The following is a 22,345-nucleotide window of genomic DNA, read 5'->3' as shown; positions in this document are numbered from 1 at the left end:
TTGTGAAATCGTCTCGATGCCACTGATCCATATAGTAAATTTTCATTAACGATGTTCCGATTTCAGTTTGTGTTCCGATTACGGAACTCGACGCCTCGGGGAACAAAGAGCCGGGGTAATATAATCCTCTAATCTGGGGTTTCCGGCCATTTCGATAAAATTGTCGCAAAGCCGGTCAGGCCCCTTTCAGCCTGTCTGCGAACTTCGTCGACCCGGCTAACCCCTTTTAATCCCGTCGAAAATCAGCCGCCTCAAGATGGCCCCACAAATGATCCGGTCACGTGCGAGCAGCCCTGCTTGCCGATGCCCGGACAGACGGGGCGTCTATGATGTGGACTTCTGCTTTTGCGCGGGTGCGCTGCGCGTCTGTGCTGGTCTTGGGGCTGGCGATTTTCGCGGCACCCGCTGATCTCCTGGCCGGAACGGCCTTTCCTGATCAGGCGATCGACGCTGTCGACCGGCCTGCGGAGCCGTTTGGCCTCGCCACATCGGCGCTGCCGGAAGGCGAGCTCAAAGCCAAGTGGCGCGGGGTGGAACGCGAGCAGGACGACGAGCAGCTTGCCCTTGAGCTTTGTGCCGAAACGCCCGTCCGCTGCTCGCCAGAGGCGGCGAAGTTTCTGGATATCGTCGGCGATGCCAGTGCCCGCGACGGTCGCGCCCGCATGGGTGAGGTCAATCGCGCGATCAATCTGGCGGTTCGGCCCGGTGACGATCTTGTGCTCTATGGCGCAACGGATGTCTGGCGTTCGCCGCTGGCACTGCTCGCCACCGGCGCTGGCGATTGCGAGGACTATGCCATCGCCAAGTTCAGCGCGCTGCGCGCTGCAGGCGTCGCTGCGGAGGATCTGCGGGTCGTGATCCTGCGCGACACGTTGCGCCAGGAAGACCACGCCGTTGCGGCCGCCCGTCTCGATGGCCGCTGGTTCATGCTCGACAACCGCCGCATGGCGATGGTCGAGGACATCAACATGAAGAACACGAAGCCGCTCTTCGTGATGGACCACAACGGCATCCGGCAATATGTCGATGCGCCGCTGCTGGCAGCTACGCAGCATCCCGTTGCGGATGAAGCAGCTCTGACCACGCTGGCGTACAGTGCCAAAAGGACATCGGGCCGCCCCGCGCTGTAAGCGGAACGGCCCGTATCCGATCGAAGCGTCAGTCGGCCGCCTGATTTAGGCCGCGCGCACCTTGGTCAGGAAGTCCGTCACCGCCGATTGCAGCATGCTTGCCTGCCCGTCGAGCTCACGCGCACCATTGAGAACCTGGCCGGCCGCTTGTCCGGTGGCGGAGGCCGCCGCATTGACGCTGCCGATATTGGTGGCGATTTCGCTGGAGCCCGTGGCCGCAGCCTGAATGTTGCGGGCGATTTCGCGGGTCGCGGCGCCTTGCTCCTCGACGGCCGATGAGATCGCCATCGAAATCTCGCTCATCTTTTCGATGGTCGCGCTGATATTGCCGATCGCCGAGACGGCATCGCCGGTTGTCGACTGCATACTGGCGACCTGCGCCGAGATTTCCTCCGTCGCCTTGGCTGTCTGGGTTGCCAGGGCCTTCACCTCCGAGGCGACAACCGCGAAACCGCGCCCCGCTTCGCCTGCGCGGGCGGCCTCGATGGTGGCATTGAGCGCCAGGAGGTTGGTCTGTGCTGCAATCGTGTCGATCAACTGCACCACAACGCCGATCTTCTCAGCTGCGCCGGACAGGAGCTGAACCGTTGCGTTGGTTCGGTCTGCTTCGCCGACGGCCTGCCGTGCGATCTCGGTCGATTGCGCAACCTGCCGCGAGATTTCCTCGACGGAGGCGGTCAGTTCTTCCGCTGCGGCGGCAACGGTCTGGACATTGTTTAGCGCCTTCTCGGACGCCATGCTGACGCTGGCGACGCGATCGGTGGTTTCGCTTGCGGTGTTGGTCATGGACGATGCGGTGGCCTGCATTCCGGCCGCGGACGTCGCAACCGATTTGACGACGCCGTTGACGCTTTGCTCGAAGCCATCGGCAAGGCTGTTCATCGCCGACTTGCGTTCGGCGGCGGCGCGCTGCTGGACGGCTTCCTCTTCCTGCTCGAGGCCATGCATGCGGATCGCATTGTCCTTGAACACCTGCACCGTCGTGGCCATCGCACCGATCTCGTCGCGACGGTCGGCGCCGGGTATCTCGGCTTCCAGCTTGCCATCGGCGAGATCCCGCATGCGGGTGCCGAGCTGGCTCAGTGGCTTCGTGATGCTGCGGGCGATGAACCAGGCGATCAGGCCGGCAACGACAGCGATACCGAGGATCGCTGTCGCCAGCGACCAGATGATCGGCGTCAGCTTCGCATCGAGATCGTCGAGATAGGCGCCGGTGCCGACGAACAGGTTCCAGTCGGGCACGGCAACCGCATAGGAGAACTTGCGGATCAATTCGGTCGTACCCGGCTTCATGTATTCGTAATACAGCGTGACATCGCCCTTGGCGGCGACGCCATCGCGCAACTCGCGGGTCAGCGCACGGCCGTTGGTCGGGACGTCCAGCCGGTTGGTGCCGAACTGTTTCGGATCCGGTGTCACCAGCGCGATGCCGTTCATGTCATAGGAGAAAACGTAGCCGTTGCCCTTGTCATAGGTCATCGTGCGGGCGCGCTTGACGAATTCCTGGATCGCAGCATCCTTCGTCAGCTCGCCGGCTGTCACCTGCTTCTGCAGACCGAGCGCCAGATTGCGCGCCGTTTCGACGATGGCGAGAACCTGCTCCATGCGGGAGCTGCGCATCTCGGCGCTGACGAGGCGCGTTGCCTGCACGCCGGCGAGGCAGAGACCGATCAGAGTAACGGTGACGAGAAGCCCAAGCTTGGCGGAAATCGGCAGGTTATTGAGCAGCTTCACGGAAAAGGTCTCCAGCAATCGCGAGCCATGCCTGGATGGCGGTACAATGCTGCACAATATGCAGATGCGTCTTAGAACTTCCTTAATCGTAATTCTCGGAGGTCACCGACGGTTGTGACTTGGAAAGTTCGCCGCTTCATCTGCAAATTCAGTGAGCTGCGCGTCGCACTGACTCCAAATACGCCTTGCGTTGTTGCGCGTCAGAGGCGTCAAATACGGACCATAAAAACAAATGGGGAAACGATATGGGGCGTCTCGACAACAAGGTCGCAGTCATCACCGGTGCAACCAGCGGCATCGGATACCGTACGGCGGAAATCTTCATCGAACAGGGTGCGAAAGTCGTGATTGCCGGGCGTCGCGCGTCGGAAGGCAATGCGCTTGCCTTGAGGCTCGGCGCAAATTGCAGTTTCCGTCAGACCGACGTGACCGATGAAACGCAGATGAGCGCGCTGATCGGTCATGCGGTCGAGAAATTCGGCCGCATCGATTGTCTGTTCAACAATGCCGGCGGTCCGGCGCAAACCGGCGGTATCGAGAGTCTCGACGTCGATCGTTTCGATGCGGCGATGGCCACACTCGTGCGTAGCGTCATGCTCGGCATGAAACACGCCGCCCCGCATATGAAGAAGCAGGGCTCGGGCACCATTATCAACAATGGCAGTATCGCCGGCCATCTCGCCGGTTACTCATCCTCGGTGGTCTATGGCGCCGCCAAAGCCGCGGTCATCCACTTGACCAAATGCGTGGCGATGGAGCTCGGTGAGAGCGGCGTGCGCGTCAACAGCATCTCGCCAGGCGCCATCGCGACCGGAATCTTCGGCAAGGCGCTGGGATTATCGGTGGAAGCGGCCGAGCAGACGCCGGCACAGATGCGTGAGGTGTTCAAGGCTGCACAGCCGATTCCGCGCGCTGGTCTGCCGGACGACATTGCTCATGCCGCCGTATTTTTGGCGAGCGACGAGTCCTCCTTCGTCAACGGAACGGATATTGTGATTGACGGCGGTGTGATTGGCGGCCGCAACTGGAGCCAGCAGCAGGCGGGCTATGTGGTGATGCGCAAGGCGTTCGGCCAGGACAATGGCTGACGGGCAGGGGAGCGAAGAATGTCCATCACATACGATGCGATCGTACCGAGGCCGCCTGAAACCCGCTATGTGTCTATTGCCGTTGCCGCCGGACTGATGTGTGCGATTGCCTTTGGCAAGGCACTTCCGACGACGATGGACGCCTTATCGACTGTTCTTGCGCCGCTCTGTGCCGTCAATAATGGCTCCAGCGCCAATCCCGGCGATGCGGTGGAACTGATCACGTCGCATGCGCTGCCGAATGTGCCAGGCAAGCGCGTGACCATTGTGCGCGTGTCCTATGGACCTGGCGGCTTCAGCGCGCCGCATCGTCATTCCGGCACGGTGACGGCCTACATCACCAAGGGTGAGATTCGCTCGCAGCTCGGTGGTGGACCGGTCGAAACCTTCAAGGTTGGGCAGTCATTCTTCGAGCCGCCGGGCTCGACGCATCTCGTCTCGGCCAATGCGAGCAATACGGAGCCGGCCGAGCTGATCGCGGTGTTTGTGGCCGATGAAGGCGCGCAGCTTACGATGCCACTGGACTAGTTGCGGTGATCAGGGCTGGCGTCTTGGGCATGACGCGGTCATGCCGTTGCAGGAAGGACAAGCCTGCGGCCGTCACCTGAACGACGGAGCCATGTCCGGCGACGTGCATGCGCGTGGCAAACCCACGATCGATGCAGTCTTCCCACACCGTCAGTCGCGGGCACGACGTCCGCCATGCATCGAGCACGTCGGCATAGGATCTGGGTTCGCGCGCGATCCACTCCAGGAGATCAAGGATCAGGGGATCGAGGTCATGAGAGGAGAACTCATGGGGCATGGCGCTGTCTGCCTCCCGCGATCGAGGCCGGCGCAATCCGCACAGCTCTATGCTATCGATACGCATATACGCAGATAATAAGAACCGGGAGACACTCCATGTCCAGAACTTTGCGAGTCATGCTCGTCGCTGTGGCGACTCTTGCTGCCACGGCCAGCGCGCCCGCTGCGGCGCAAGCGCAGACCAAACCCAAGGTCACGTCGCTGGGGCCCGATTTTCCGAAGACCGAGATCTTCATCGGCAACAGCTTCTTCTATTTCAACAACAGCATGCACAGCCACGTGCTGGCGATGGTGCGCGCTGCCGACCCCGCCAACAGGACGAGCTATCAGGCGACCTCGGTGACCATCGGCGGTTCCGGCTTCGAATGGCACGATGTCGAGAGCTATTTCCGACCCAACGCCATCGCGTCCTATTCCTTCGATGACAATAACAACATCATCTTCAACAAGCGCGAGCGGCTGTTCGATGCCGCCATCATGATGGATTGCAGCCAGTGCCCGCTCCATCCCAAGCTGAAGTCAGTCTTTACTGAATATGCGAAGAAGGATGCCGACATCGTCAGGGCGCACGGCGCGAAACCGGTCTTCTTCATGTCCTGGGCCTATGAAGACAAGCCGGAGATGACGCAGCAACTGGCCGAGGCCTATACGGTTGCCGGCAACGACAACAATGCCTTGGTGATTCCGGCAGGTCTGGCATTTGCCAGAATGCGTGCGAAGCAGCCCGAGCTCAATCTGTACCAGCCCGACAAGCGCCATCCGAGCATGGCCGGCACATACCTTGCGTCCTGCGTAGTCTTCACCGCGCTGACCGGGCGCTCACCGGTCGGCAATCCCTATCTCGCGGGTCTCGATGAAGCGACTGCGAAGATGCTGCAGATGGCGGCGTGGGAAACGGTGCAGGATTATTACGGGAAGTGAGCGCCACATTCTCCGTCATGGCCGGGCAAAGCGCGAAGCGCGGCTTCGCTGGATGTCCCGGCCATCTACGTCTTTGCCTGGTGGTCTAAGACGTGGATACGCGGGACAAGCCCGCGCATGACGGAACTCTAGCTACCCTTTCTTCTGCAGATCCGGTGCATTCACCAGCGGGATCGCCACGCGTCCCGGTCCCGTCAGTGGCAGCGCCGCCGCTGCCTTGTCGTTGGCCATGATCTTGGCCATCACGGCCTGACCCGCGCGCTCGAACACCTCGCGGTTCTCGATCACGAATTGCTGCGATTTGCGCAGTGATGCGATGTAGCCGTTGATCTCCGGCACCACATAGCGCGCCACCATGTCCCAGCTGCGCCTCGTGTTCTCCGGATTGGCCCAGTCATGCACGAAGCCGATGATGGTGCCGACACCGCCTGAGACCTGCATCAGGTTCTTGATGGTCTTGATCAGGTCATCCGGCGTGCCGATGGTGGAGGCCGCGCTCTCGCCGCCTGCAGTCTTCTCGACAGCATCTTCCGGTGAGGTGAAGGGCTGCAGGCCCGGCCGTTGCAGCGTGCCGACATTATATTCGTTGTGCCAGCGCATCAGGCCGGGGCCGGCCTCACGCGCCGCCTGTTCGCGGGTCTCGGCGATGTGCCAGGACAGCAGCACGCGCCAGTTGGCGCGGTCCACGGTGGTGCCATGCTTCTTCGCCGCATCCTCCGCAAAGCCCCATTGCGTCGGCAGTGCCATCAGGCCCTGTGTCGACATCGAGCCCAGCGAGATGATGCCGATGCCGTATTTGCCGGCCAGCGTCATGCCCGAGGGCGAGATCTGCGACGCCACCACGAAGGGCATCTCCTCCTGCAGGGGCAGGATCTGCAGCGCGGCGTCGTTCATGGTGAACCAGTCGCTTCTGGCGGTGACGCGCTCGCCGTTGAACAGGCGGCGGATGACGGCAATGGCTTCGTCCTGGCGATCGCGTTGCGTCATTGGATCAATGCCGAGCGTATGTGCGTCGGAAGCGAGCGCGCCCGGCCCGGAGCCGAAGATGGCGCGGCCGCCAGTCATATGGTCGAGCTGCACCATGCGCTGGGCGACATTGTAGGGGTGGTGATAGGGCAGCGAGATCACGCCGGTCCCCAGGCGAATGCGCTTGGTGCGCTCGCCGGCCGCGGCGAGGAACATTTCCGGCGAGGCGATCATCTCCCAGCCCGACGAATGATGCTCGCCGCACCAGAATTCATCGTAGCCAAGTGAATCCAGTTGTTCGACGAGATCGAGGTCCCGCCGGAACTGCAGCATCGGATGTTCGCCGATCGGATGATGCGGTGCGAGAAAGGCGCCGAACTTTACGCGAGCCATAGTGTTTCCTCTTTGTAATGTTTTTTAATGTTTTTCGTCGCGCGCAGCCTATGGCCCCATGTCGCGGCATTCAATGCAATCCGCTGCATGGCCGCGACGCGCTGCCGCACAACGCCGTCTTGCGGAACGATCGGGCGGATCACCATTTGATGCCTGCACCGCAGCGTTTCCCGCACATGTGCTGGCGCACGGGGGCAGGAGGACCAATGAGCTACTTCAAGACCGCGATTCTGCTGGCCGGCATGACCGCCCTGTTCATGGGCGTCGGCTATCTCATGGGCGGCGCGTCGGGTGCGATGATCGCGCTGGTGGTTGCCGCCGGCATGAACATGTTCGCCTATTGGAATTCGGACCGCGCGGTCCTGTCGATGCACGGCGCGCAGCCGGTAGATGCGCGTAACGCGCCGGACCTGTATCGCATGGTTGGCGAACTCGCGAACAATGCCGGCCTGCCGATGCCCAAGATCTACATCATGGACAATCCGCAGCCGAACGCCTTTGCGACCGGTCGTAATCCGGAGAACGCGGCCGTTGCCGTGACCACCGGCCTGATGCAGCAGCTGTCGCGCGAGGAACTCGCCGGCGTGGTGGCGCATGAGCTTGCGCATATCAAGCATCACGACACGCTGCTGATGACCATCACCGCGACCATCGCCGGTGCGATTTCGATGATCGCCCAGTTCGGCATGTTCTTCGGCGGCAACCGCAATAGCAATGGCCCCGGCGTCATCGGTCAGATCGCGCTGATGATCCTGGCGCCGCTCGCTGCCATGCTGGTGCAGATGGCGATCAGCCGCACGCGTGAATATGCTGCCGACGAAATGGGCGCGCGGATCTGCGGCCAGCCCATGTGGCTCGCTTCAGCGCTGGCCAAGATCGACAACGCCGCGCATCAGATCCCGAACGAGGATGCCGAGCGCGCCCCTGCGACCGCGCATATGTTCATCATCAACCCGCTGTCGGGTCGTGCCATGGACAATCTGTTCACCACGCATCCTGCGACGCAAAATCGAATCGCGGCGCTGCAGCAGCTTGCGGGGCAGATGAGTGTTCAGTCGCACGCCCCTGTGCGTCCGGCACCGCCCCCGACTGGCCCATGGAACGGCGGCCAGTCGCGCCGTGGTCCGTGGGGCTAGGAAGCTTTCGACCTGACGAGATTGGTCGCCGCGCGGCGCCGAGACCGGCACACTGACGTTGAACATAGTTCTCGCCCCTGCATTTGCGCGCTCCGAATGACGGTCGCGTGAAGGCTTGGCGTTCTCCAAGTTCTACCAAAGCCCAATAGTCTCGAAGAAGCAGCCGGAGATACTGTTATCGGAAGTTGATGGAAAGGTTGTTGCCCGGACAGATAGAAGGGTAATCGCATGACGCCTAATGCCGTCGCCTTGGCCGCTATGGTAATTCTGCTTTTTCCGATGGGTTTCTTTCTGCTGTCGTCGCCGGCCTTTCTGCTGGTGAAGCTGGATATTCCGGAAGTGACCCAGCTGCTGCGGGGCCTGTTCAGTTCCTATTTTCTGATGGTGAGCATTGCCGGTGTCATCGCGACCGGGGCTTTTGCCTGGGCTGGTCGATTGGTTTTCACAATGGGCATTGGCTTGATCACGGCTTTCGCGGTCTGGGCGCGTGGCTGGTTTTTGCGACGGATGGATAGTCAGCTGATTGCCAGAGATGCCGGTGATGCCGATGCGGTGCGCCGGCTGCGACGGATACATTGGGGTGGCATGCTGTCGAATGCACTCCAGCTTGCCGTTGTGCTGGGGAGCACGCCCTACATGATGTCAGCCTGATCGGCTTCGCCATAGAACGAGGCTTCTGTCGCAATGGGGAATGCAGATGAGCAAATTCTCTTGGCGCTGGTTGTCACGACGCAAGTCCAGATCCCCGGATGCCGGCGCGCTTTCTTGTGAACGATTTGAAGACGGAGATCGGCGTCAGCTGCTCCACGCGTTGTCGGCCATCGCCGCCGGTGGCGCTTTGGCTGCGATACCGCAAAGCTCGGACGCGAAAGATTCCAGAGACCTGCCACCTCCCAAACGGGCACTTACCGGCCGCGATGAAGCCGGCAAGTCGGTGTTCAAGTCCTTCGATGTCACGTCCAAGGTCGTGGAGATCGATGCCAATCCCGGCCTGACTTTCTACGAACTCTACATGACTGAGGGAGTGCCCGGCCTCACCGGCCTGGAGCCCGACCCGATGCTCAAGGGAACGCGCGCTTTTCCCGGTCCGGGAGGGACGATGTTTCGCCTGATTTCCTATCCGCCCAAACGGCCCGAAGGCTGGAAGCCGCCGTCCGGCGTCACGTTCGAGAGCGGGCTGAAAGAGATGTCGGACAAGGTCCCTGGCATGGGCGACCATTTCGAACGCGATGCGCCGGGCATGCACACATCGGATACCATCGACTACGGGGTCGTGGTTCGCGGCGAGATGACGCTGGAACTGGACGATGGACAGAAAGTCCATTTACGCCAGGGCGATTGCGTCGTGCAGAACGGGACGCGCCATCGCTGGCGCAATCCGTTGCCGGAGCCCTGTCTCATGGCCTTCATCTCGATCGGCGGCAAGCGTAGTTAGAACCTGGGCGTCCACGCGTGACGTCAGGCCATGAATCCATGTGGCCATAATCCATGTGGCCATAGCGCTCCTGCGCTATCGCGCCGTCATCCTGTTCCACGCATCCAGCCCCGCGATCTTGTAGGCCTCCGCCAGCGTCGGATAGTTGAACGTGTTCTGGATGAAGTAGTCGATCGTGCCTTTGAGATTGAGCACGGCCTGGCCGATATGGATCAGTTCGGTCGCGCCTTCGCCAAGGATATGCACGCCGAGCAGGCGGCGGGTCTTGGTGGAGAAGATCATCTTCATCATGCCGCTATCCAGGCCCATGATGTGGCCGCGCGAGGTTTCGCGAAAGCGAGCGACGCCGACCTCATAGGGGATGCCCTTCTGGCGGACTTCCTCTTCGGTGAGCCCGGTCGTGGAAATCTCCGGCACCGAATAGATGCCGTAGGGGAAGAATTCCGGCGGTGCCAGCGGATCAATGCCGAGCGCGTGGCAGGCAGCAACGCGGCCCTGCTCCATGGACGTGGAGGCCAGCGAGGGAAAGCCGATGACATCGCCCGCGGCATAGATATGCGGCACGCTGGTCTGCAGCGTGACGGGATCGACATTGATACGGCCGCGGTGATCGACTGTGATGCCGGCGGCGTCGAGATTGAGCCGGTCGGTGGCGCCGACGCGGCCGGCGGCGAACAGCAGCATTTCCGAGGTGACGTTGCGGCCGTCTGCGAGTTTGGTCACGATGTGCCCGCTCGGTGCCTGCTCGATCGCATTGACCTTGGAGCCGAGCCGCAGCGCGACATTGCGATCGCGCAGCTCATGCATGAATTCGTCGATCAGTTCCTTGTCGATGAAATCGAGAAAGGTCGGCCGTGGCTCGATCAGTGTCACGGCGACATCGAGCGCGCTGAAGATGGTGGCATATTCGACGCCGATCACGCCCGCGCCGATCACCGCGAGGCTGCGCGGCAGTTTCGGCAGGTCGATGATCTCGTCGCTATCGAACACGGTCTTGTTGTCGAACGGCACGTAATCGGGCCGGAATGGCCGCGTGCCACAGGCAATCAGGATATGGCCGGCGGAGACATTCTTGATCTCGTTCTTCTCGTTGGCGATCTCGATCTGGTGCGGTCCGGTGAAACGCGCCTCGCCGAGCGCCGTCTTCACGGCATTGCGGCTGAACTGATGCTCCAGCACCTCGACCTCGTGGTCGAGTGTCTTCTGCAGCCGCACAATCAGGTCGTGGGCCTCGATATCCTGTTTCACCCGATAGGAGCGGCCGTAGAAGCCGCGCTCGCGCCAGCCGGACAGGTTGAGCACGGTCTCGCGCAGGGTCTTCGAGGGGATGGTGCCGGTATGGACCGAGACGCCGCCGACCCGCCGGCCCTTCTCCACGACCAGCACCGATTTACCTAGCTTGGCGAACTGGACGGCTGCGCGCCGGCCAGAGGGGCCGGAGCCGATCACGATCATGTCGTAGTCATACATCGAAGAGGCCTCGAAACCGGAAGGGCCGGCATATGCAATTGCTTCGCCATGCAGCAATCGGGCCACAGGCGGTATCTTCCTGCACGAGGAATGCAAATTCGGTGTGACTTGGACGGGGAGATCGACCTGCGAAGCCGAGCCTGCGGTCAGCGCGCCACCAATGCTGACGGGAGAGCTCAATTGAATAAAGCTACCTCCGAGGTAATCGACGCGATGACCGGAAGCTGGGATCAACGCGGACGGCCGCTTCAGGCCGAACCGTTGAGCGAGGCGTTGCCATGCACCAGATCATTGCCAATCCTGTCGACTCCGCGCGCCGCTGGTGGGTGCTGTCGATCGTCGTTGCGGCGCAGTTCATGTTTGGCGTCGATGCCTTCATCGTCAATGTCGCGATCCCGACCATCGCCGTGGAGCTTCGTGCCAGCGCGGCGCAGATTGAGGCCGTGATTGCGGTCTATCTGATCGGATATGCGACGCTGGTGATCACTGGCGGCCGGCTCGGTGACATCTATGGCACCAGGAACACCTTTCTCGCCGGCGTGCTCGGCTTCACCCTGACGTCGCTGTGGTGCGGGCTCGCGCAATCCGGACCGGAGCTGATTTTGGCCCGGCTGGCACAGGGCGCCACTGCGGCGCTGATGGTGCCGCAGGTGCTGGCCACCATCCATGTGCTGTTTGTGGATGGAGATAGCCGCGCCCGGGCCTTCGCTGTCTATGGCATGGTGCTCGGCCTTGCCGGCGCTGCGGGCTTTCTGCTCGGTGGCCTGCTGGTGACGATGGACCTTGCAGGCCTCGGCTGGCGTGCGGTGTTCTTCGTCAATGTACCGGTGGGGCTTGTCATCATCGCGGCCGCGTGGCGGCTGATGCCATCCATTCCCCGCCGTCCAGGCACGCGGCTGGATATACCGGGTGCGCTGGTGCTGTTCGCCGGATTACTCGGTCTGATCGGCCCACTGCTGTTCGGGCACGAACTGCAGTGGGCGCCGTCTGTGTGGCTGGCGATGGCTGTGGGGGTGGCAGTGATCGCCGGCTTCGTCAGGCTGGAGCGTCGCGTCGCGCTGCACGGAGGCATGCCGCTGATTGACCTGGCATTGCTGGCGGATGCTGCGTTCATGCGCGGGCTGTGCGCGGTGTTCTTTTTCTTCTTCGCCAATCTGTCATTTTATCTGGTGATGACGTTGTTCATGCAGAACGCGCTGCATATTCCGCCGCTGCGGGCCGGTGTCATCTTCGCACCGCTGGCGCTGGCCTTTGTTGTCGCGTCGCGTCACAGCGGCATGCGGGCGCGCCATCGTGGCGGCTTGGTGCTGATTGAGGGGGGCGTGGTGCAGGTCACCGGTCTTGCCGCGCTGGCTGCAACGGTGCTGGCCGTGAACACGTCGTCTGCATTGCTGCTGGCGGTGCCGCTTGCCGTATTCGGTTACGGCCAGGGTCTGGTCATGGCGCCGCTGTCCAGTGCCGTGCTGTCGACCGTACAGACGTCGAGCGCCGGAGCCGGCTCGGGCATGTACGGCACCACGACGCAAATCGCCAACGCAGCCGGCGTTGCTGCGATCGGCGCGGTCTATTTCGCGGTACAATCCGCCGCATCGGCAGTCATCGCGCTGCTCGCAAGCTTCGCATTGTGTGTGTTGTCGGTCGCCGCCTGCGCGGGCTTTCTGCTGTGGATGCGCCGCGCGGGCAACGCATAGAATTCCTGCACGGCGTTTGACCGCCCAGCACGCGCCTTGACAGGTTAATCGCGATGGCTTGATATTAGAGGCATGGGGACAAAGCGATCTCCCCACGAGGCGACATGCCCAAGTATCGCGTCCCGCATTCCTGCAAGGACGCGCCATGTCATCGATTAACAGCATTTCCGTTGAAAAACTCGCTCGCCTGATCGGGACCCCGAAATGTCCCGCGCTCGTCGATGTCCGCACCGACGAGGATTTCGCCCGGTCGCCGTTTCTCCTGCCAGGTTCGGTCCGGCGGCCATTCGGCGACGTGAATGGTTGGGCCGCGGCGCTGCGCGGTCGGTCCGCCATCGTGATCTGCCAGAAAGGTCTCAAGCTCAGTCACGGCGTTGCCGCGCTGCTGCGCGATGCCGGTATCCCGGCCGAGGATCTGGAAGGCGGGTATCTCGCATGGGAGAGTGCAGGCCTGCCGCGCGTTCCCGCCGGCAAGTTGCCGCCGCAAAACACGCAGGGCCGCACCCTGTGGGTGACGCGCGAACGCCCAAAGATCGACCGCATTGCCTGTCCCTGGCTGATCCGGCGTTTCGTCGATCCGGCGGCGCTGTTCATGTTCGTTGCACCGTCGGAAGTCTCGGCCGTCGGCGAGAAATTTGATGCTGCGCCTTTCGATATCGAAGGCGTGTTCTGGAGCCATCGCGGCGAGCTCTGTACTTTCGATGTAATGATCGAGGAATTCGGCCTCGCCACGCCGCCATTGCTGCGGCTGGCTACCATTGTCCGCGCGGCGGATACAGCGCGGCTCGATCTTGCCCCGGAAGCGCCGGGCCTGTTGGCGGCGTCACTCGGCCTGTCGCGGATGTATGCCGACGATCTCGAGCAGCTTGAGGCTGGACTGAATCTGTACGATGCGTTCTATCGCTGGTGCCGCGATGCCAGCACTGAAACCCACAACTGGCCGACGGCAAAGACGAGAGCTTGAGATGACGGAAGCAACTTCGGTCACGCCACCGGCCATTCCCCAGCCGCAGACCCACGGCGTTTCCTTCTCGGAGGCATTTTCGGTGTGGCTGCGGATCGCGTTGCTTTCCTTCGGCGGTCCGGCGGGGCAGATCGCGGTGATGCATCGCATCCTCGTCGACGAGAAGCGCTGGGTGTCGGAAAGCCGGTTTCTGCATGCGCTGAACTATTGCATGCTGTTGCCGGGCCCGGAGGCGCAGCAGCTCGCCACCTATATCGGCTGGCTGATGCACCGGACCGCTGGAGGGTTGATGGCCGGCGGGCTGTTCATCCTTCCCGGTGCGATCAGCATCATGGTGCTGAGCTGGATCTACGCTGCATTCGGCAATGTCGGCATCGTCGCGGCGCTGTTCTTCGGCCTGAAGGCCGCGGTGCTCGCGATCGTGCTGCAGGCGCTGGTGCGGGTCGGTAGCCGCGCACTGAAGAACAACGTGATGCGCGCGCTGGCGGCCATTGCCTTCCTCGCGATCTTCTTTCTCGATGTGCCGTTCCCGGTGATCGTTTTCGGTGCGGCAGCAATTGGCTTCCTCGGTGGCCGGGCCGGCCTGCCGGCCTTCACGGTGAGTGCGGGCCATGGATCATCAGGCGGCGACGACGCTGATAGTTTGCTCGGAGATCAGCTTCCTCTCCATGCCCGGCCGAGCATACGGCAGTCGCTGATCGTTGCGGCCGTCTGGCTGGTGCTGTGGCTCACGCCCGTCGCTGTGCTGCTCGTGGCGTTCGGCAGCAACGATGTGTTCAGCCAGATTGCCGTTTTCTTCTCCAAGATGGCGATGGTCACCTTTGGCGGCGCCTATGCGGTTCTCGCTTATGTCGCGCAGCAGGCTGTCGATCACTATGCATGGCTGAAGCCGGGCGAGATGCTCGATGGCCTTGGCATGGCCGAGACCACGCCTGGTCCGTTGATCATGGTGCTGCAATTCGTCGGCTTCATGGCCGCCTTCCGTGCGCCGGGGATGTTGCCGCCGCTGCTGGCGGGCACGCTTGGTGGATTGCTCGCGACCTGGGTGACCTTTGCGCCGTGCTTTCTCTGGATTTTCCTCGGGGCGCCGTTCGTCGAAACCCTCCGTGGCAATCGCGCGCTGAGCGCCGCGCTGGCGGCGATTACCGCCGCAGTGGTCGGCGTCATCCTCAACCTGGCAATATGGTTCGCCATCCACACGATGTTTCGCGACGTGAAACCTGTTCGTGCGCTCGGGCTCAGCTTCGACATGCCGGTTCTGCAGAGCGTCAACGGATGGGCTGTCGCGCTGTCGGTCGCGGCCCTGCTTGGGATCTTTTATCTGAGGATTGGTCTGCTGCAGATATTGTTGGCTTGTGCAGGTGCGGGCGTGCTTTTGCATATCGCCGGCCTGGTATGACCTCGCGAAACCGTGTGCGGAAGCGGTATTCGACGGCTGACGGAACAGGAACGTTTCGAACGACGTCGCGTTGAAGGCGGTTCACTCAACAGGAGCCGACCATGCGGAAAACCATTCTTGCTGCGATCTGCGCCACGGCCATCGGTGCTACTCCGTTCGCAGCCATCGCCCAGACGACCGGGCCCTCCGGTCAGGATTCGACCAAGATGGGCACCGGTACGACGGCCAGGGATGGCGAGTCGCGGACCACAGGCACCCAGGGAATGTCGAAAGACAGCGCGAAGAAGAGTTCCATGCACAAGGACGGCATGAAGAAAGACAAGATGATGAAGAACGAAATGAAACAATAACGCGTCATCGTCTCCCCGACTTGCCCCGTTTGGTGTGGTCACGTTATGGCCGGTCCTGCGGGGCTTCCTTTGCAATATAGGTAATTTCTGAAGCGTCCGTGGCGCCTCTCGTTTCCTTGATAGGTATATTGAAACCGTATTTGTTTTATTTCGCAGTGCAGCAACCATATGTCGTCGGTACTGTTGTATAAGCCTGACGACCCTAGGAGCTGCCGTGTCTCTCGCCGATAATATCGATTTCCTCCGCAACCTCCCGAAACCGCCCGGAATCAATACGTTGGAAGGGTTGGTGCGCGGCCGTGCGTCGGCAGGTTTGAGCCCAATCAGCGAATCAACGGGTTTCGGCAGCAATCCCGGCGACCTCCGTATGTTCAGTTACGTGCCCGCCACGCTGGCAGCGAAGCCGGCATTGGTCGTTGTGCTGCACGGATGCACCCAGAACGCGGCGGGTTATGATAGCGGCACCGGCTGGTCTGCTCTTGCCGAGCGCTATGGTTTTGCGCTGCTGATGCCCGAGCAGAAGTCATCCAATAACGGCAACACCTGTTTCAACTGGTTCAATGCCGATGATATCGCGCGCGATAGCGGCGAAGCGCTCTCGATTCGTGAGATGATCGAGCAGATGGCCGTGGACCACGACGTGGATCGCAAGCGCATCTTCGTTACGGGTCTGTCGGCCGGCGGCGCGATGACCTCTGTCATGCTTGCGACTTATCCTGATGTGTTTGCGGCCGGCGCCATCATTGCGGGTTTACCCTATGGCATCGCCACCACCATGCAGGAGGCGCTGAGCGGCATGTATCGCGCGGCATCGCGTCCCGCGAACGACCTCGGCAATCTCGTCCGCAAGGCGTCGCCCTATACAGGGCCATGGCCGAAAGTATCCGTCTGGCACGGCAGCGCCGATCGCACCGTCAATCCGGCCAATGCCGGTGAGATCGTCAAGCAGTGGCTCGACCTTCATGGCCTGCCGCCAGCGCCGATGTCGGCGGTGGATGTCGACGGCTATCCGCGCGAGGTGTGGTGGAACAAGGACGGTGAAACCGTCGTTGAATCCTACACGATCACCGATATGGCGCATGGCGCACCGTTGGCGATTGCCGGACAGGACGAGCCGTATGGTGCCGCCGGTGCCTTCCTGCTCGAAGCCGGCATCTCATCCTCCTATCATATCGCGCAGTTCTTCGGTCTCACCCGGCAGGTCGCACCGCGCAATGTCGGAACTGCGGTGGTAGAAGCCGCGGCTTCGACGGATGCCATTGTCTCGTCGGCGACACAAAAGAAGCGCATGTCGGGCGATCGACGTGCCGCGCGCCGCGATCCGGCAGGGCGGCGGTCCATCGATATCAATGGCGCGATTACCCGGGCCCTCACGGCCGCCGGTCTCATCAAGTCACCCTGACAAGTAAGTAACAGGGCGTGATTTGCGCCGATTTGCGCCAGGTCTGACAGGGCGCTAAGTTCTCGAGATCCGTCAGCCTGGTCCTGCGTACCGGTTGCCCGCGCATGTTGGATGCTCATCGACCGAATTGGCCCGACTTTCTCGCCGGTGGAGGCGAGATGGGGGCGTTGATGCGCGCTTACGATTGGGCATCGCATCCGATCGGCGCACCAGACACCTGGCCGCAGAGTCTGCGTACCGCGATCCGGATCGTTCTGAATACCAACCACCCGATGTTCATCTGGTGGGGACCGGAACTCTTCCAGTTCTACAACGACGCCTGCGCCCGGACACTGGATGCGCAACAGCATCCCGCGGCGCTGGGCGCGCGCGGTCGTGAATTCTGGCATGAGCTCTGGCACATCATCGGCCCGCAGATCGCGCAGGTGATGAGTGGTGGCGGTGCCACCTGGCACGAGAACCAGTTGATCCCCATCACGCGCGACGGCAAGCTCGAACACGGTTACTGGACCTACAGCTACAGTCCGCTTGATCTGGATGACGGTGTCGGCGGCGTGCTGGTGATTTTCCGCGATGTGACCCGGGATCATGAAGCGACGGTCGCCTTGCGCGAGCGCGAAACGGAACTCGCGCGCGTGCAGAAGATTGGCCAAATCGGTGGCCTCGAAGTTGACCTCCGCACCGGGTTTCACAATCGCCGTTCGCCCGAATATCTGATTGTTCACGGTCTGCCGCCGGAGGCAGTCAACGAGTCGCACGAGGATTGGGTGCGCCGTATTCATCCCGAGGATCGCGAGGCGGTCGAGCAGAAGTTTCGTGACGCGGTGGAAAGCGACGTGCGCGATTACACGGCGCAGTATCGCATCATTCGCCCGAGCGATGGCCAGACCCGCTGGATTTCAGTGCGGTCCTATATCGAGCGTGACGAGGCGGGAAAGCCGTTGCGGCTGGTCGGCGCGCATACCGACGTCACCGATCAGGTACTGGTCGAGCAGGCGCTGCGCAAGAGTGAGGAAGAGGCGCGCCAGCTCGCGGCAAAACTCGCGGACCTCAATGAGACGCTGGAACAGCGCGTGCGCGACAAGACGCGCGAGCGCGACCGGATCTGGAGTGTGTCGCAGGATCTCCTGATGGTCTCCGACTATGACGGCGTCTGGCGCACCGTCAATCCGGCCTGGACGCGCATGCTCGGCTGGAGCGAGGCCGAGCTTCTGAACAGGACCTCGCGCTGGCTCGAACATCCCGACGACCAGGCCAGGACGATGGCCGAGATCGGAAAGCTTGCTGATGGCGAACCGACGATCCGTTTCGAGAATCGCATTCGCCACAAGGATGGCTCCTATCGCTGGCTGTCCTGGACGGCGGTGCCGGATCAGAACCAGATCTATTGTGTGGCGCGCGATATCACTGCCGAGAAGGTCGCCGCCGAGCGCCTTAAAAACACGGAAGAGGCGCTGCGGCAGTCGCAGAAAATGGAGGCTGTCGGTCAGCTCACCGGTGGCATCGCGCATGACTTCAACAATCTGCTCACCGGCATCGTCGGCTCGCTCGACCTGATGCAGACACGGCTCGGTCAGGGCCGCACCGACAACATCGCGCGCTATATCGACGCTGCGATGACCTCGGCCAATCGTGCGGCGGCGCTGACGCACCGGCTGCTGGCCTTCGCGCGGCGACAGCCGCTGATTCCCAAAAGCGTCGATGTCAATGCACTGATCGTCTCGCTGGAAGATCTGTTGCGCCGGACCATTGGTGAGACGCTGAATCTCGATATTGCGGCGGCGCCTGATCTGTGGTGCACGCTGTGCGATCCGAACCAGTTGGAGAGCGCGTTGCTCAATCTGGCGATCAATGCGCGCGACGCGATGCCTGATGGTGGGCACTTGAAGATCGCGACACAGAATGTGCGCGTCGATGCCATCAATGCCAGTGGGCCGGCTTTGACGCCTGGCAACTACATTTGTATCAGCGTCAGCGACAGCGGAACCGGCATGAGTCCGGAGGTCGTGGCGCGCGCCTTCGATCCGTTCTTCACGACAAAGCCGATCGGGCAGGGCACGGGCCTCGGCCTGTCGATGATCTACGGCTTCGCGCGTCAGTCCAATGGACATGTCAGCATCGAGAGCGGGGTCGGTATCGGGACGGTCGTGAAATTGTATCTGCCGCGTCACGAGGGAGACGCTGCCGCACAGGATGCCGATCCGCTGAAGGGCGATCAGCACGTGGCTGCGGGCGAAACCCTGCTGGTCGTCGAGGATGAGCCGGTGGTGCGCTCCGTCATCGTCGATATGTTGCAGGACGAAGGCTATCGCGTGCTCGAGGCTGGTGATGGCCCGTCGGGCTTGCGGGTCCTGCGCGAGACGCCGCAGATCGATCTGCTGGTCACCGATATCGGGCTGCCCGGCATGAGCGGCCTTCAGCTTGCCGATCAGGCGCGCGAGGCGCGGCCAGAGTTGAAAATCCTGTTCATCACCGGCTATTCCGAAAGCGTCGTAATGGCGAAGGGCTTTCTGCTGCCCGGGATGGAGATGATCACCAAGCCATTCGACCTCGATCATTTCTTGCGACGCATCCGCGCGATGGTCACGAATTAAAGCGTTTTCAAGCGAAGTGGGTACCGGTTCGCGTCAAGAAAACGCGTCAAAATAAAAGACTCTGATCGCCCGGTTCCATATCTCTCCAGATATTTGAGCGTCTCTGCGCAGGCTCTAACAGTTCAATCTCCGGAACCATCGTGCGGTCGCGAACTTGTATCGGCGCAATATGGATCAATCAGAACTGGAGATCATCATGATCCGCCGTCTTCTTGGAACCGCTGCCATCGTCGCCGTGATGGCTCTTCCCGTTGTTGCTCAGGCCCAGGGTGTCCCTGGAGGCATTGAGCGTGGCGCGCGCGATGGCGAGCGCGCTGCCGGTCCTGTCGGCGCTATCGTTGGCGGCACCATCGGTGGTGTTGTCGGCGGTGTAGCCGGTGTGCTCGGCGTCGACGATCGTCCGCGGTTCCGCAACTACGTCGTGGAACAGCGTCGCCCATCCTACACCTATAGCAACGAGGTTCGTGTCGGTGCCGTGCTGCCCGAGAGCGGCGTGACCTATTACGAAGTTCCGGCGGAATACAATTCCGCTCGTGAATACCGCTACACCGTGGTCAATGGTCGCACGGTTCTCGTCGAGCCGCGCACCCATCGCATCGTGGAAGTGATCGATTAAGCCGATCGCGAAGTAACTTATGGAACAGGCTGCCTTCGGGCAGCCTGTTTTGTTCCGTCTATGGCCTGCAGCGTATCTGTAGTCAGCGCCGATCTTCTCGCGTAGAGAAGTGCAGGGGAATCACACGAGCACCACGCGGCGATCCGTCGCCCGGATGCGGAGTTAAATGGCCGTCAGCAATCGCGACCAGATCGCTCCTGCTATCGCACTCGATGTTCCGCTTGCTGATCGCGCTGAAACAGGTCTCTCTTTGCCGGAGGGCGTGCAGCCTTACCGGATCGACTGGCTCAACACGCTCACCATCGGCACTTTTCACGCACTCGCATTGCTCGCTCTGATGCCGATGTTCTTCAACTGGACCGCGGTGATCGTGGCGGTCATCGCAGCACGGTTGTTCGGCCTCATCGGCATCAATATCGGTTATCACCGGTTGCTGACGCATCGCGGTTTCAAGTGCCCGAAATGGCTGGAGCACGCTTTCGTTGTGGTAGCGATCTGCTGTGCCGAGGATACGCCGGCGCGCTGGGTTGCCATCCATCGCCGTCATCACGAGAAGTCCGACGAGCAGCCGGACCCACACAGCCCGCTTGCCAGCTTCTTCTGGGGCCATATGGGCTGGTTGCTGGTGAAGAACCCAGACCTGTCTCGCCTCGGCATCTATGAACGATATGCCAAGGACGTCCTGCGTGATCCGTTCTATGTCGCGCTGGAGCGTAATCTCTGGCAGCTGAAGATCCTGCTCATCCAGATCAACGTCTTCTTCTTTGCGGGCCTCGCCGGCAAACTGCTGTGGGGCGGCTCATGGGCCGAGGCCGTGCAGTTCGCTCTCAGCATCGTCGTCTGGGCGGTCTTCATGCGAACCGTCCTCGTCTGGCATCAGACCTGGGCGGTCAATTCGGTCACCCACATCTGGGGCTATCGCAACTACGCGACCGACGAGGACAGCCGCAACAATCTGTTCATTGGCTACCTCGCCCATGGTGAGGGCTGGCACAACAATCACCACGCCGATCAGCGCTCCGCGCGCCATGGCCATCGCTGGTGGGAGTTCGATACCACCTATCTGACGATCCGCCTGCTGGAGAAGCTCAGCCTGGTATCGGATGTTGTCGAGCCGCGGCATACAACCAAGAGGTAAGGCCTGCCGAGCCTGAGCGTGCCACACGAGATGCAACTTTTCGTCACAATTCGCGTTACTACACCATGATGACGAAGCCCGATATCTGGTACGTGGCGTTTGGCCCCGACAAATCAGTGAAGTCCGATACCCGCGTGACAAATGGCGTGCGTACGACCAGGACCTTCAAATCCGAAATCGATGCAAAACTGTTCGCCCGGGAAATCCTGGCCAAGGGCTGGACCGCGACGGCCGGTACCCTGAATCCATATCAGCCCAAGCGAACCATTGCGGCATCGCAGATCGAGGACTGGACAAATCTCTGAAGGCGCTGCGAGGCGCTCAGATCACTTCATACGTCGCCTATGACGCTACGCTTCGCCGGTGAGGAACGGGTTGGTCATGCGCTCCTGGCCGATGCTGGAGCCTGGTCCGTGGCCGCAGATGAACCCGACATCGTCGCCGAGCGGGATCAGCTTGGTCATGATCGAACTGATCAGTGTTTCATGGCTACCGCCGGGGAAGTCGGTCCGCCCGATGGAGCCTGCGAACAGCACGTCGCCCACATGGGCGAACTTCATCGCACGGCTGTAATACACGACGCTGCCGGGCGAATGGCCGGGGCAGTGCAACACGTCGAATGTCAGACCGCCGACACTGACGGTGTCGCCTTCATTGAGCCAGCGGTCAGGCATGAAGTTGCGGGTGCCCGTCATGCCGTATTTTGCGCCGCTGTCCTCGACGTGTTCGAGCAGGAACGTATCGGCGACATGCGGGCCGATGATCTCGACCTTCAGCGTCTCGCGGAGTTCGTCGGCGCCGCCGACATGGTCGATATGGCCGTGGGTCAGCCAGATCTGTTCGACCTTCACATTGGCCTTGGCAATGGCGTCCAGGATCAGCGGTACGTCGCCGCCGGGATCGATCACCACGGCCTGCCGCGTGGCCTCATCCCACAGCAACATGCAGTTCTGCTGAAACAGGGTCACCGGGATGATGGTGCCGCCGGCCTGGGCTTTATGTTCGGTTTCGTTTGTCATCGCGCCACAATGCTGATTTTTGCGGGCGAGAAAAGGGGAATCTGATCGCTTTCTTTCTTCCCCTCTCCCGCCAGACGCGACTACGCCGCGCC

The 22,345-nt window shown here is 61.7% G+C and carries 22 protein-coding genes; 16 read left to right on the top strand and 6 right to left on the bottom strand.

The window, feature by feature from the left end:
* The first annotated feature begins 326 nt into the window (after positions 1–326).
* The gene (locus AB8A27_RS23775; RefSeq protein ID WP_441244039.1) at positions 327–1,130 is read left to right on the top strand and encodes a transglutaminase-like cysteine peptidase; all 804 of its coding nucleotides are present in this window, start codon (positions 327–329) and stop codon (positions 1,128–1,130) included.
* Positions 1,131–1,175: 45 nt separating this feature from the next.
* Here the strand turns inward: AB8A27_RS23775 and AB8A27_RS23770 are convergent, their stop codons facing one another.
* Positions 1,176–2,864 (bottom strand): methyl-accepting chemotaxis protein, encoded by a 1,689-nt coding sequence (locus AB8A27_RS23770; protein WP_441244038.1) that lies wholly within the window; start codon positions 2,862–2,864, stop codon positions 1,176–1,178.
* A gap of 245 nt (positions 2,865–3,109) precedes the next feature.
* Here AB8A27_RS23770 and AB8A27_RS23765 point away from each other — a divergent pair, with 245 nt between their 5' ends.
* Together AB8A27_RS23765 and AB8A27_RS23760 are read left to right on the top strand one after the other, a co-directional pair.
* Positions 3,110–3,952 carry an SDR family NAD(P)-dependent oxidoreductase gene (locus AB8A27_RS23765; protein WP_441244037.1) on the top strand — a complete coding sequence of 281 codons (843 nt, stop codon included), beginning with the start codon at positions 3,110–3,112 and terminating at the stop codon, positions 3,950–3,952.
* 18 nt (positions 3,953–3,970) lie between these two features.
* Positions 3,971–4,480: a cupin domain-containing protein gene (locus tag AB8A27_RS23760; RefSeq protein ID WP_441244036.1), complete on the top strand. Its 510-nt coding sequence runs from the start codon at positions 3,971–3,973 to the stop codon at positions 4,478–4,480.
* Here the strand turns inward: AB8A27_RS23760 and AB8A27_RS23755 are convergent.
* Positions 4,461–4,757 (bottom strand): hypothetical protein, encoded by a 297-nt coding sequence (locus AB8A27_RS23755; RefSeq protein WP_441244035.1) that lies wholly within the window; start codon positions 4,755–4,757, stop codon positions 4,461–4,463. The two genes, AB8A27_RS23760 and AB8A27_RS23755, sit on opposite strands and share 20 nt — an antisense overlap.
* 119 nt (positions 4,758–4,876) lie before the next feature.
* Here AB8A27_RS23755 and AB8A27_RS23750 point away from each other — a divergent pair, with 119 nt between their 5' ends.
* A complete protein-coding gene (locus AB8A27_RS23750; protein WP_441245001.1) occupies positions 4,877–5,680 on the top strand; it encodes a DUF4886 domain-containing protein in 804 nt (267 codons plus the stop codon).
* A gap of 132 nt (positions 5,681–5,812) precedes the next feature.
* Here the strand turns inward: AB8A27_RS23750 and AB8A27_RS23745 are convergent, their stop codons facing one another.
* Complete coding sequence (locus AB8A27_RS23745; protein WP_441244034.1) at positions 5,813–7,039, bottom strand: LLM class flavin-dependent oxidoreductase; 1,227 nt, start codon at positions 7,037–7,039, stop codon at positions 5,813–5,815.
* On the bottom strand, positions 7,027–7,185 hold the full coding sequence (locus AB8A27_RS23740) for a hypothetical protein (protein ID WP_441244033.1): 159 nt from the start codon (positions 7,183–7,185) through the stop codon (positions 7,027–7,029). Before AB8A27_RS23740 ends, AB8A27_RS23745 begins: the two co-directional genes overlap by 13 nt.
* Before the next feature lie 60 nt (positions 7,186–7,245).
* On the opposite strand from AB8A27_RS23740, the gene htpX reads away from it, so the two are divergent.
* The 3 genes from htpX to AB8A27_RS23725 all read left to right on the top strand — a co-directional run bounded on the left by htpX (position 7,246) and on the right by AB8A27_RS23725 (position 9,610).
* Positions 7,246–8,175 (top strand): zinc metalloprotease HtpX, encoded by a 930-nt coding sequence (gene htpX, locus AB8A27_RS23735; RefSeq protein WP_441244032.1) that lies wholly within the window; start codon positions 7,246–7,248, stop codon positions 8,173–8,175.
* A 228-nt stretch (positions 8,176–8,403) separates the two neighbouring features.
* Entirely contained in the window at positions 8,404–8,826 is a 423-nt protein-coding gene (locus tag AB8A27_RS23730; RefSeq protein ID WP_441244031.1) for a hypothetical protein, read from the top strand.
* A gap of 46 nt (positions 8,827–8,872) precedes the next feature.
* Entirely contained in the window at positions 8,873–9,610 is a 738-nt protein-coding gene (locus AB8A27_RS23725; protein ID WP_441244030.1) for a cupin domain-containing protein, read from the top strand.
* A 75-nt stretch (positions 9,611–9,685) separates the two neighbouring features.
* Here the strand turns inward: AB8A27_RS23725 and sthA are convergent, their stop codons facing one another.
* Entirely contained in the window at positions 9,686–11,080 is a 1,395-nt protein-coding gene (gene sthA, locus AB8A27_RS23720; RefSeq protein WP_441245000.1) for a Si-specific NAD(P)(+) transhydrogenase, read from the bottom strand.
* A gap of 278 nt (positions 11,081–11,358) precedes the next feature.
* Here sthA and AB8A27_RS23715 point away from each other — a divergent pair, with 278 nt between their 5' ends.
* From AB8A27_RS23715 to AB8A27_RS23675, 9 genes are all read left to right on the top strand, one after another.
* Positions 11,359–12,771, top strand: coding sequence for an MFS transporter (locus tag AB8A27_RS23715; protein ID WP_441244029.1), 1,413 nt, complete (start codon positions 11,359–11,361; stop codon positions 12,769–12,771).
* A gap of 145 nt (positions 12,772–12,916) precedes the next feature.
* Positions 12,917–13,735, top strand: a complete 819-nt coding sequence (locus AB8A27_RS23710) for a chromate resistance protein ChrB domain-containing protein (RefSeq protein ID WP_441244028.1) — start codon at positions 12,917–12,919, stop codon at positions 13,733–13,735.
* Position 13,736: 1 nt separating this feature from the next.
* Positions 13,737–15,134: a chromate efflux transporter gene (chrA, locus tag AB8A27_RS23705; RefSeq protein ID WP_441244027.1), complete on the top strand. Its 1,398-nt coding sequence runs from the start codon at positions 13,737–13,739 to the stop codon at positions 15,132–15,134.
* Between the two features lie 101 nt (positions 15,135–15,235).
* Positions 15,236–15,484 carry a hypothetical protein gene (locus tag AB8A27_RS23700; RefSeq protein WP_441244026.1) on the top strand — a complete coding sequence of 83 codons (249 nt, stop codon included), beginning with the start codon at positions 15,236–15,238 and terminating at the stop codon, positions 15,482–15,484.
* A gap of 214 nt (positions 15,485–15,698) precedes the next feature.
* The gene (locus AB8A27_RS23695) at positions 15,699–16,886 is read left to right on the top strand and encodes an extracellular catalytic domain type 1 short-chain-length polyhydroxyalkanoate depolymerase (RefSeq protein WP_441244025.1); all 1,188 of its coding nucleotides are present in this window, start codon (positions 15,699–15,701) and stop codon (positions 16,884–16,886) included.
* A gap of 104 nt (positions 16,887–16,990) precedes the next feature.
* Positions 16,991–19,480, top strand: a complete 2,490-nt coding sequence (locus tag AB8A27_RS23690; protein ID WP_441244024.1) for a PAS domain-containing protein — start codon at positions 16,991–16,993, stop codon at positions 19,478–19,480.
* 196 nt (positions 19,481–19,676) lie between these two features.
* Positions 19,677–20,096, top strand: coding sequence for a DUF1236 domain-containing protein (locus tag AB8A27_RS23685; protein WP_092149140.1), 420 nt, complete (start codon positions 19,677–19,679; stop codon positions 20,094–20,096).
* A 166-nt stretch (positions 20,097–20,262) separates the two neighbouring features.
* Positions 20,263–21,234, top strand: coding sequence for an acyl-CoA desaturase (locus tag AB8A27_RS23680; protein ID WP_441244023.1), 972 nt, complete (start codon positions 20,263–20,265; stop codon positions 21,232–21,234).
* 65 nt (positions 21,235–21,299) lie between these two features.
* Positions 21,300–21,539: a hypothetical protein gene (locus AB8A27_RS23675; protein WP_441244022.1), complete on the top strand. Its 240-nt coding sequence runs from the start codon at positions 21,300–21,302 to the stop codon at positions 21,537–21,539.
* Between the two features lie 45 nt (positions 21,540–21,584).
* On the opposite strand, the gene AB8A27_RS23670 is transcribed toward AB8A27_RS23675, so the two are convergent.
* The gene (locus AB8A27_RS23670; RefSeq protein ID WP_441244021.1) at positions 21,585–22,253 is read right to left on the bottom strand and encodes an MBL fold metallo-hydrolase; all 669 of its coding nucleotides are present in this window, start codon (positions 22,251–22,253) and stop codon (positions 21,585–21,587) included.
* Positions 22,254–22,345 lie beyond the last annotated feature (92 nt).

Origin of the sequence: Tardiphaga sp. 768_D3_N2_1, assembly GCF_052076105.1 — a bacterium.
GTDB lineage: Bacteria > Pseudomonadota > Alphaproteobacteria > Rhizobiales > Xanthobacteraceae > Tardiphaga.
This window is presented reverse-complemented; position numbering and strand designations above follow the sequence as displayed.

Bases quoted from the DNA above. Each gene is read 5' to 3' on its own strand.
- AB8A27_RS23755 (WP_441244035.1), bottom strand. From the start codon at position 4,757: ATGCCCCATGAGTTCTCCTCTCATGACCTCGATCCCCTGATCCTTGAT.
- AB8A27_RS23745 (WP_441244034.1), bottom strand. From the start codon at position 7,039: ATGGCTCGCGTAAAGTTCGGCGCCTTTCTCGCACCGCATCATCCGATC.
- AB8A27_RS23765 (WP_441244037.1), top strand. From the start codon at position 3,110: ATGGGGCGTCTCGACAACAAGGTCGCAGTCATCACCGGTGCAACCAGC.
- AB8A27_RS23710 (WP_441244028.1), top strand. From the start codon at position 12,917: ATGTCATCGATTAACAGCATTTCCGTTGAAAAACTCGCTCGCCTGATC.
- htpX (WP_441244032.1), top strand. From the start codon at position 7,246: ATGAGCTACTTCAAGACCGCGATTCTGCTGGCCGGCATGACCGCCCTG.
- AB8A27_RS23775 (WP_441244039.1), top strand. From the start codon at position 327: ATGATGTGGACTTCTGCTTTTGCGCGGGTGCGCTGCGCGTCTGTGCTG.
- chrA (WP_441244027.1), top strand. From the start codon at position 13,737: ATGACGGAAGCAACTTCGGTCACGCCACCGGCCATTCCCCAGCCGCAG.
- AB8A27_RS23740 (WP_441244033.1), bottom strand. From the start codon at position 7,185: ATGGTGATCCGCCCGATCGTTCCGCAAGACGGCGTTGTGCGGCAGCGC.
- AB8A27_RS23700 (WP_441244026.1), top strand. From the start codon at position 15,236: ATGCGGAAAACCATTCTTGCTGCGATCTGCGCCACGGCCATCGGTGCT.
- AB8A27_RS23760 (WP_441244036.1), top strand. From the start codon at position 3,971: ATGTCCATCACATACGATGCGATCGTACCGAGGCCGCCTGAAACCCGC.
- AB8A27_RS23725 (WP_441244030.1), top strand. From the start codon at position 8,873: ATGAGCAAATTCTCTTGGCGCTGGTTGTCACGACGCAAGTCCAGATCC.
- AB8A27_RS23690 (WP_441244024.1), top strand. From the start codon at position 16,991: ATGTTGGATGCTCATCGACCGAATTGGCCCGACTTTCTCGCCGGTGGA.
- AB8A27_RS23670 (WP_441244021.1), bottom strand. From the start codon at position 22,253: ATGACAAACGAAACCGAACATAAAGCCCAGGCCGGCGGCACCATCATC.
- AB8A27_RS23675 (WP_441244022.1), top strand. From the start codon at position 21,300: ATGATGACGAAGCCCGATATCTGGTACGTGGCGTTTGGCCCCGACAAA.
- AB8A27_RS23680 (WP_441244023.1), top strand. From the start codon at position 20,263: ATGGCCGTCAGCAATCGCGACCAGATCGCTCCTGCTATCGCACTCGAT.
- AB8A27_RS23715 (WP_441244029.1), top strand. From the start codon at position 11,359: ATGCACCAGATCATTGCCAATCCTGTCGACTCCGCGCGCCGCTGGTGG.
- AB8A27_RS23750 (WP_441245001.1), top strand. From the start codon at position 4,877: ATGCTCGTCGCTGTGGCGACTCTTGCTGCCACGGCCAGCGCGCCCGCT.
- sthA (WP_441245000.1), bottom strand. From the start codon at position 11,080: ATGTATGACTACGACATGATCGTGATCGGCTCCGGCCCCTCTGGCCGG.
- AB8A27_RS23685 (WP_092149140.1), top strand. From the start codon at position 19,677: ATGATCCGCCGTCTTCTTGGAACCGCTGCCATCGTCGCCGTGATGGCT.
- AB8A27_RS23730 (WP_441244031.1), top strand. From the start codon at position 8,404: ATGACGCCTAATGCCGTCGCCTTGGCCGCTATGGTAATTCTGCTTTTT.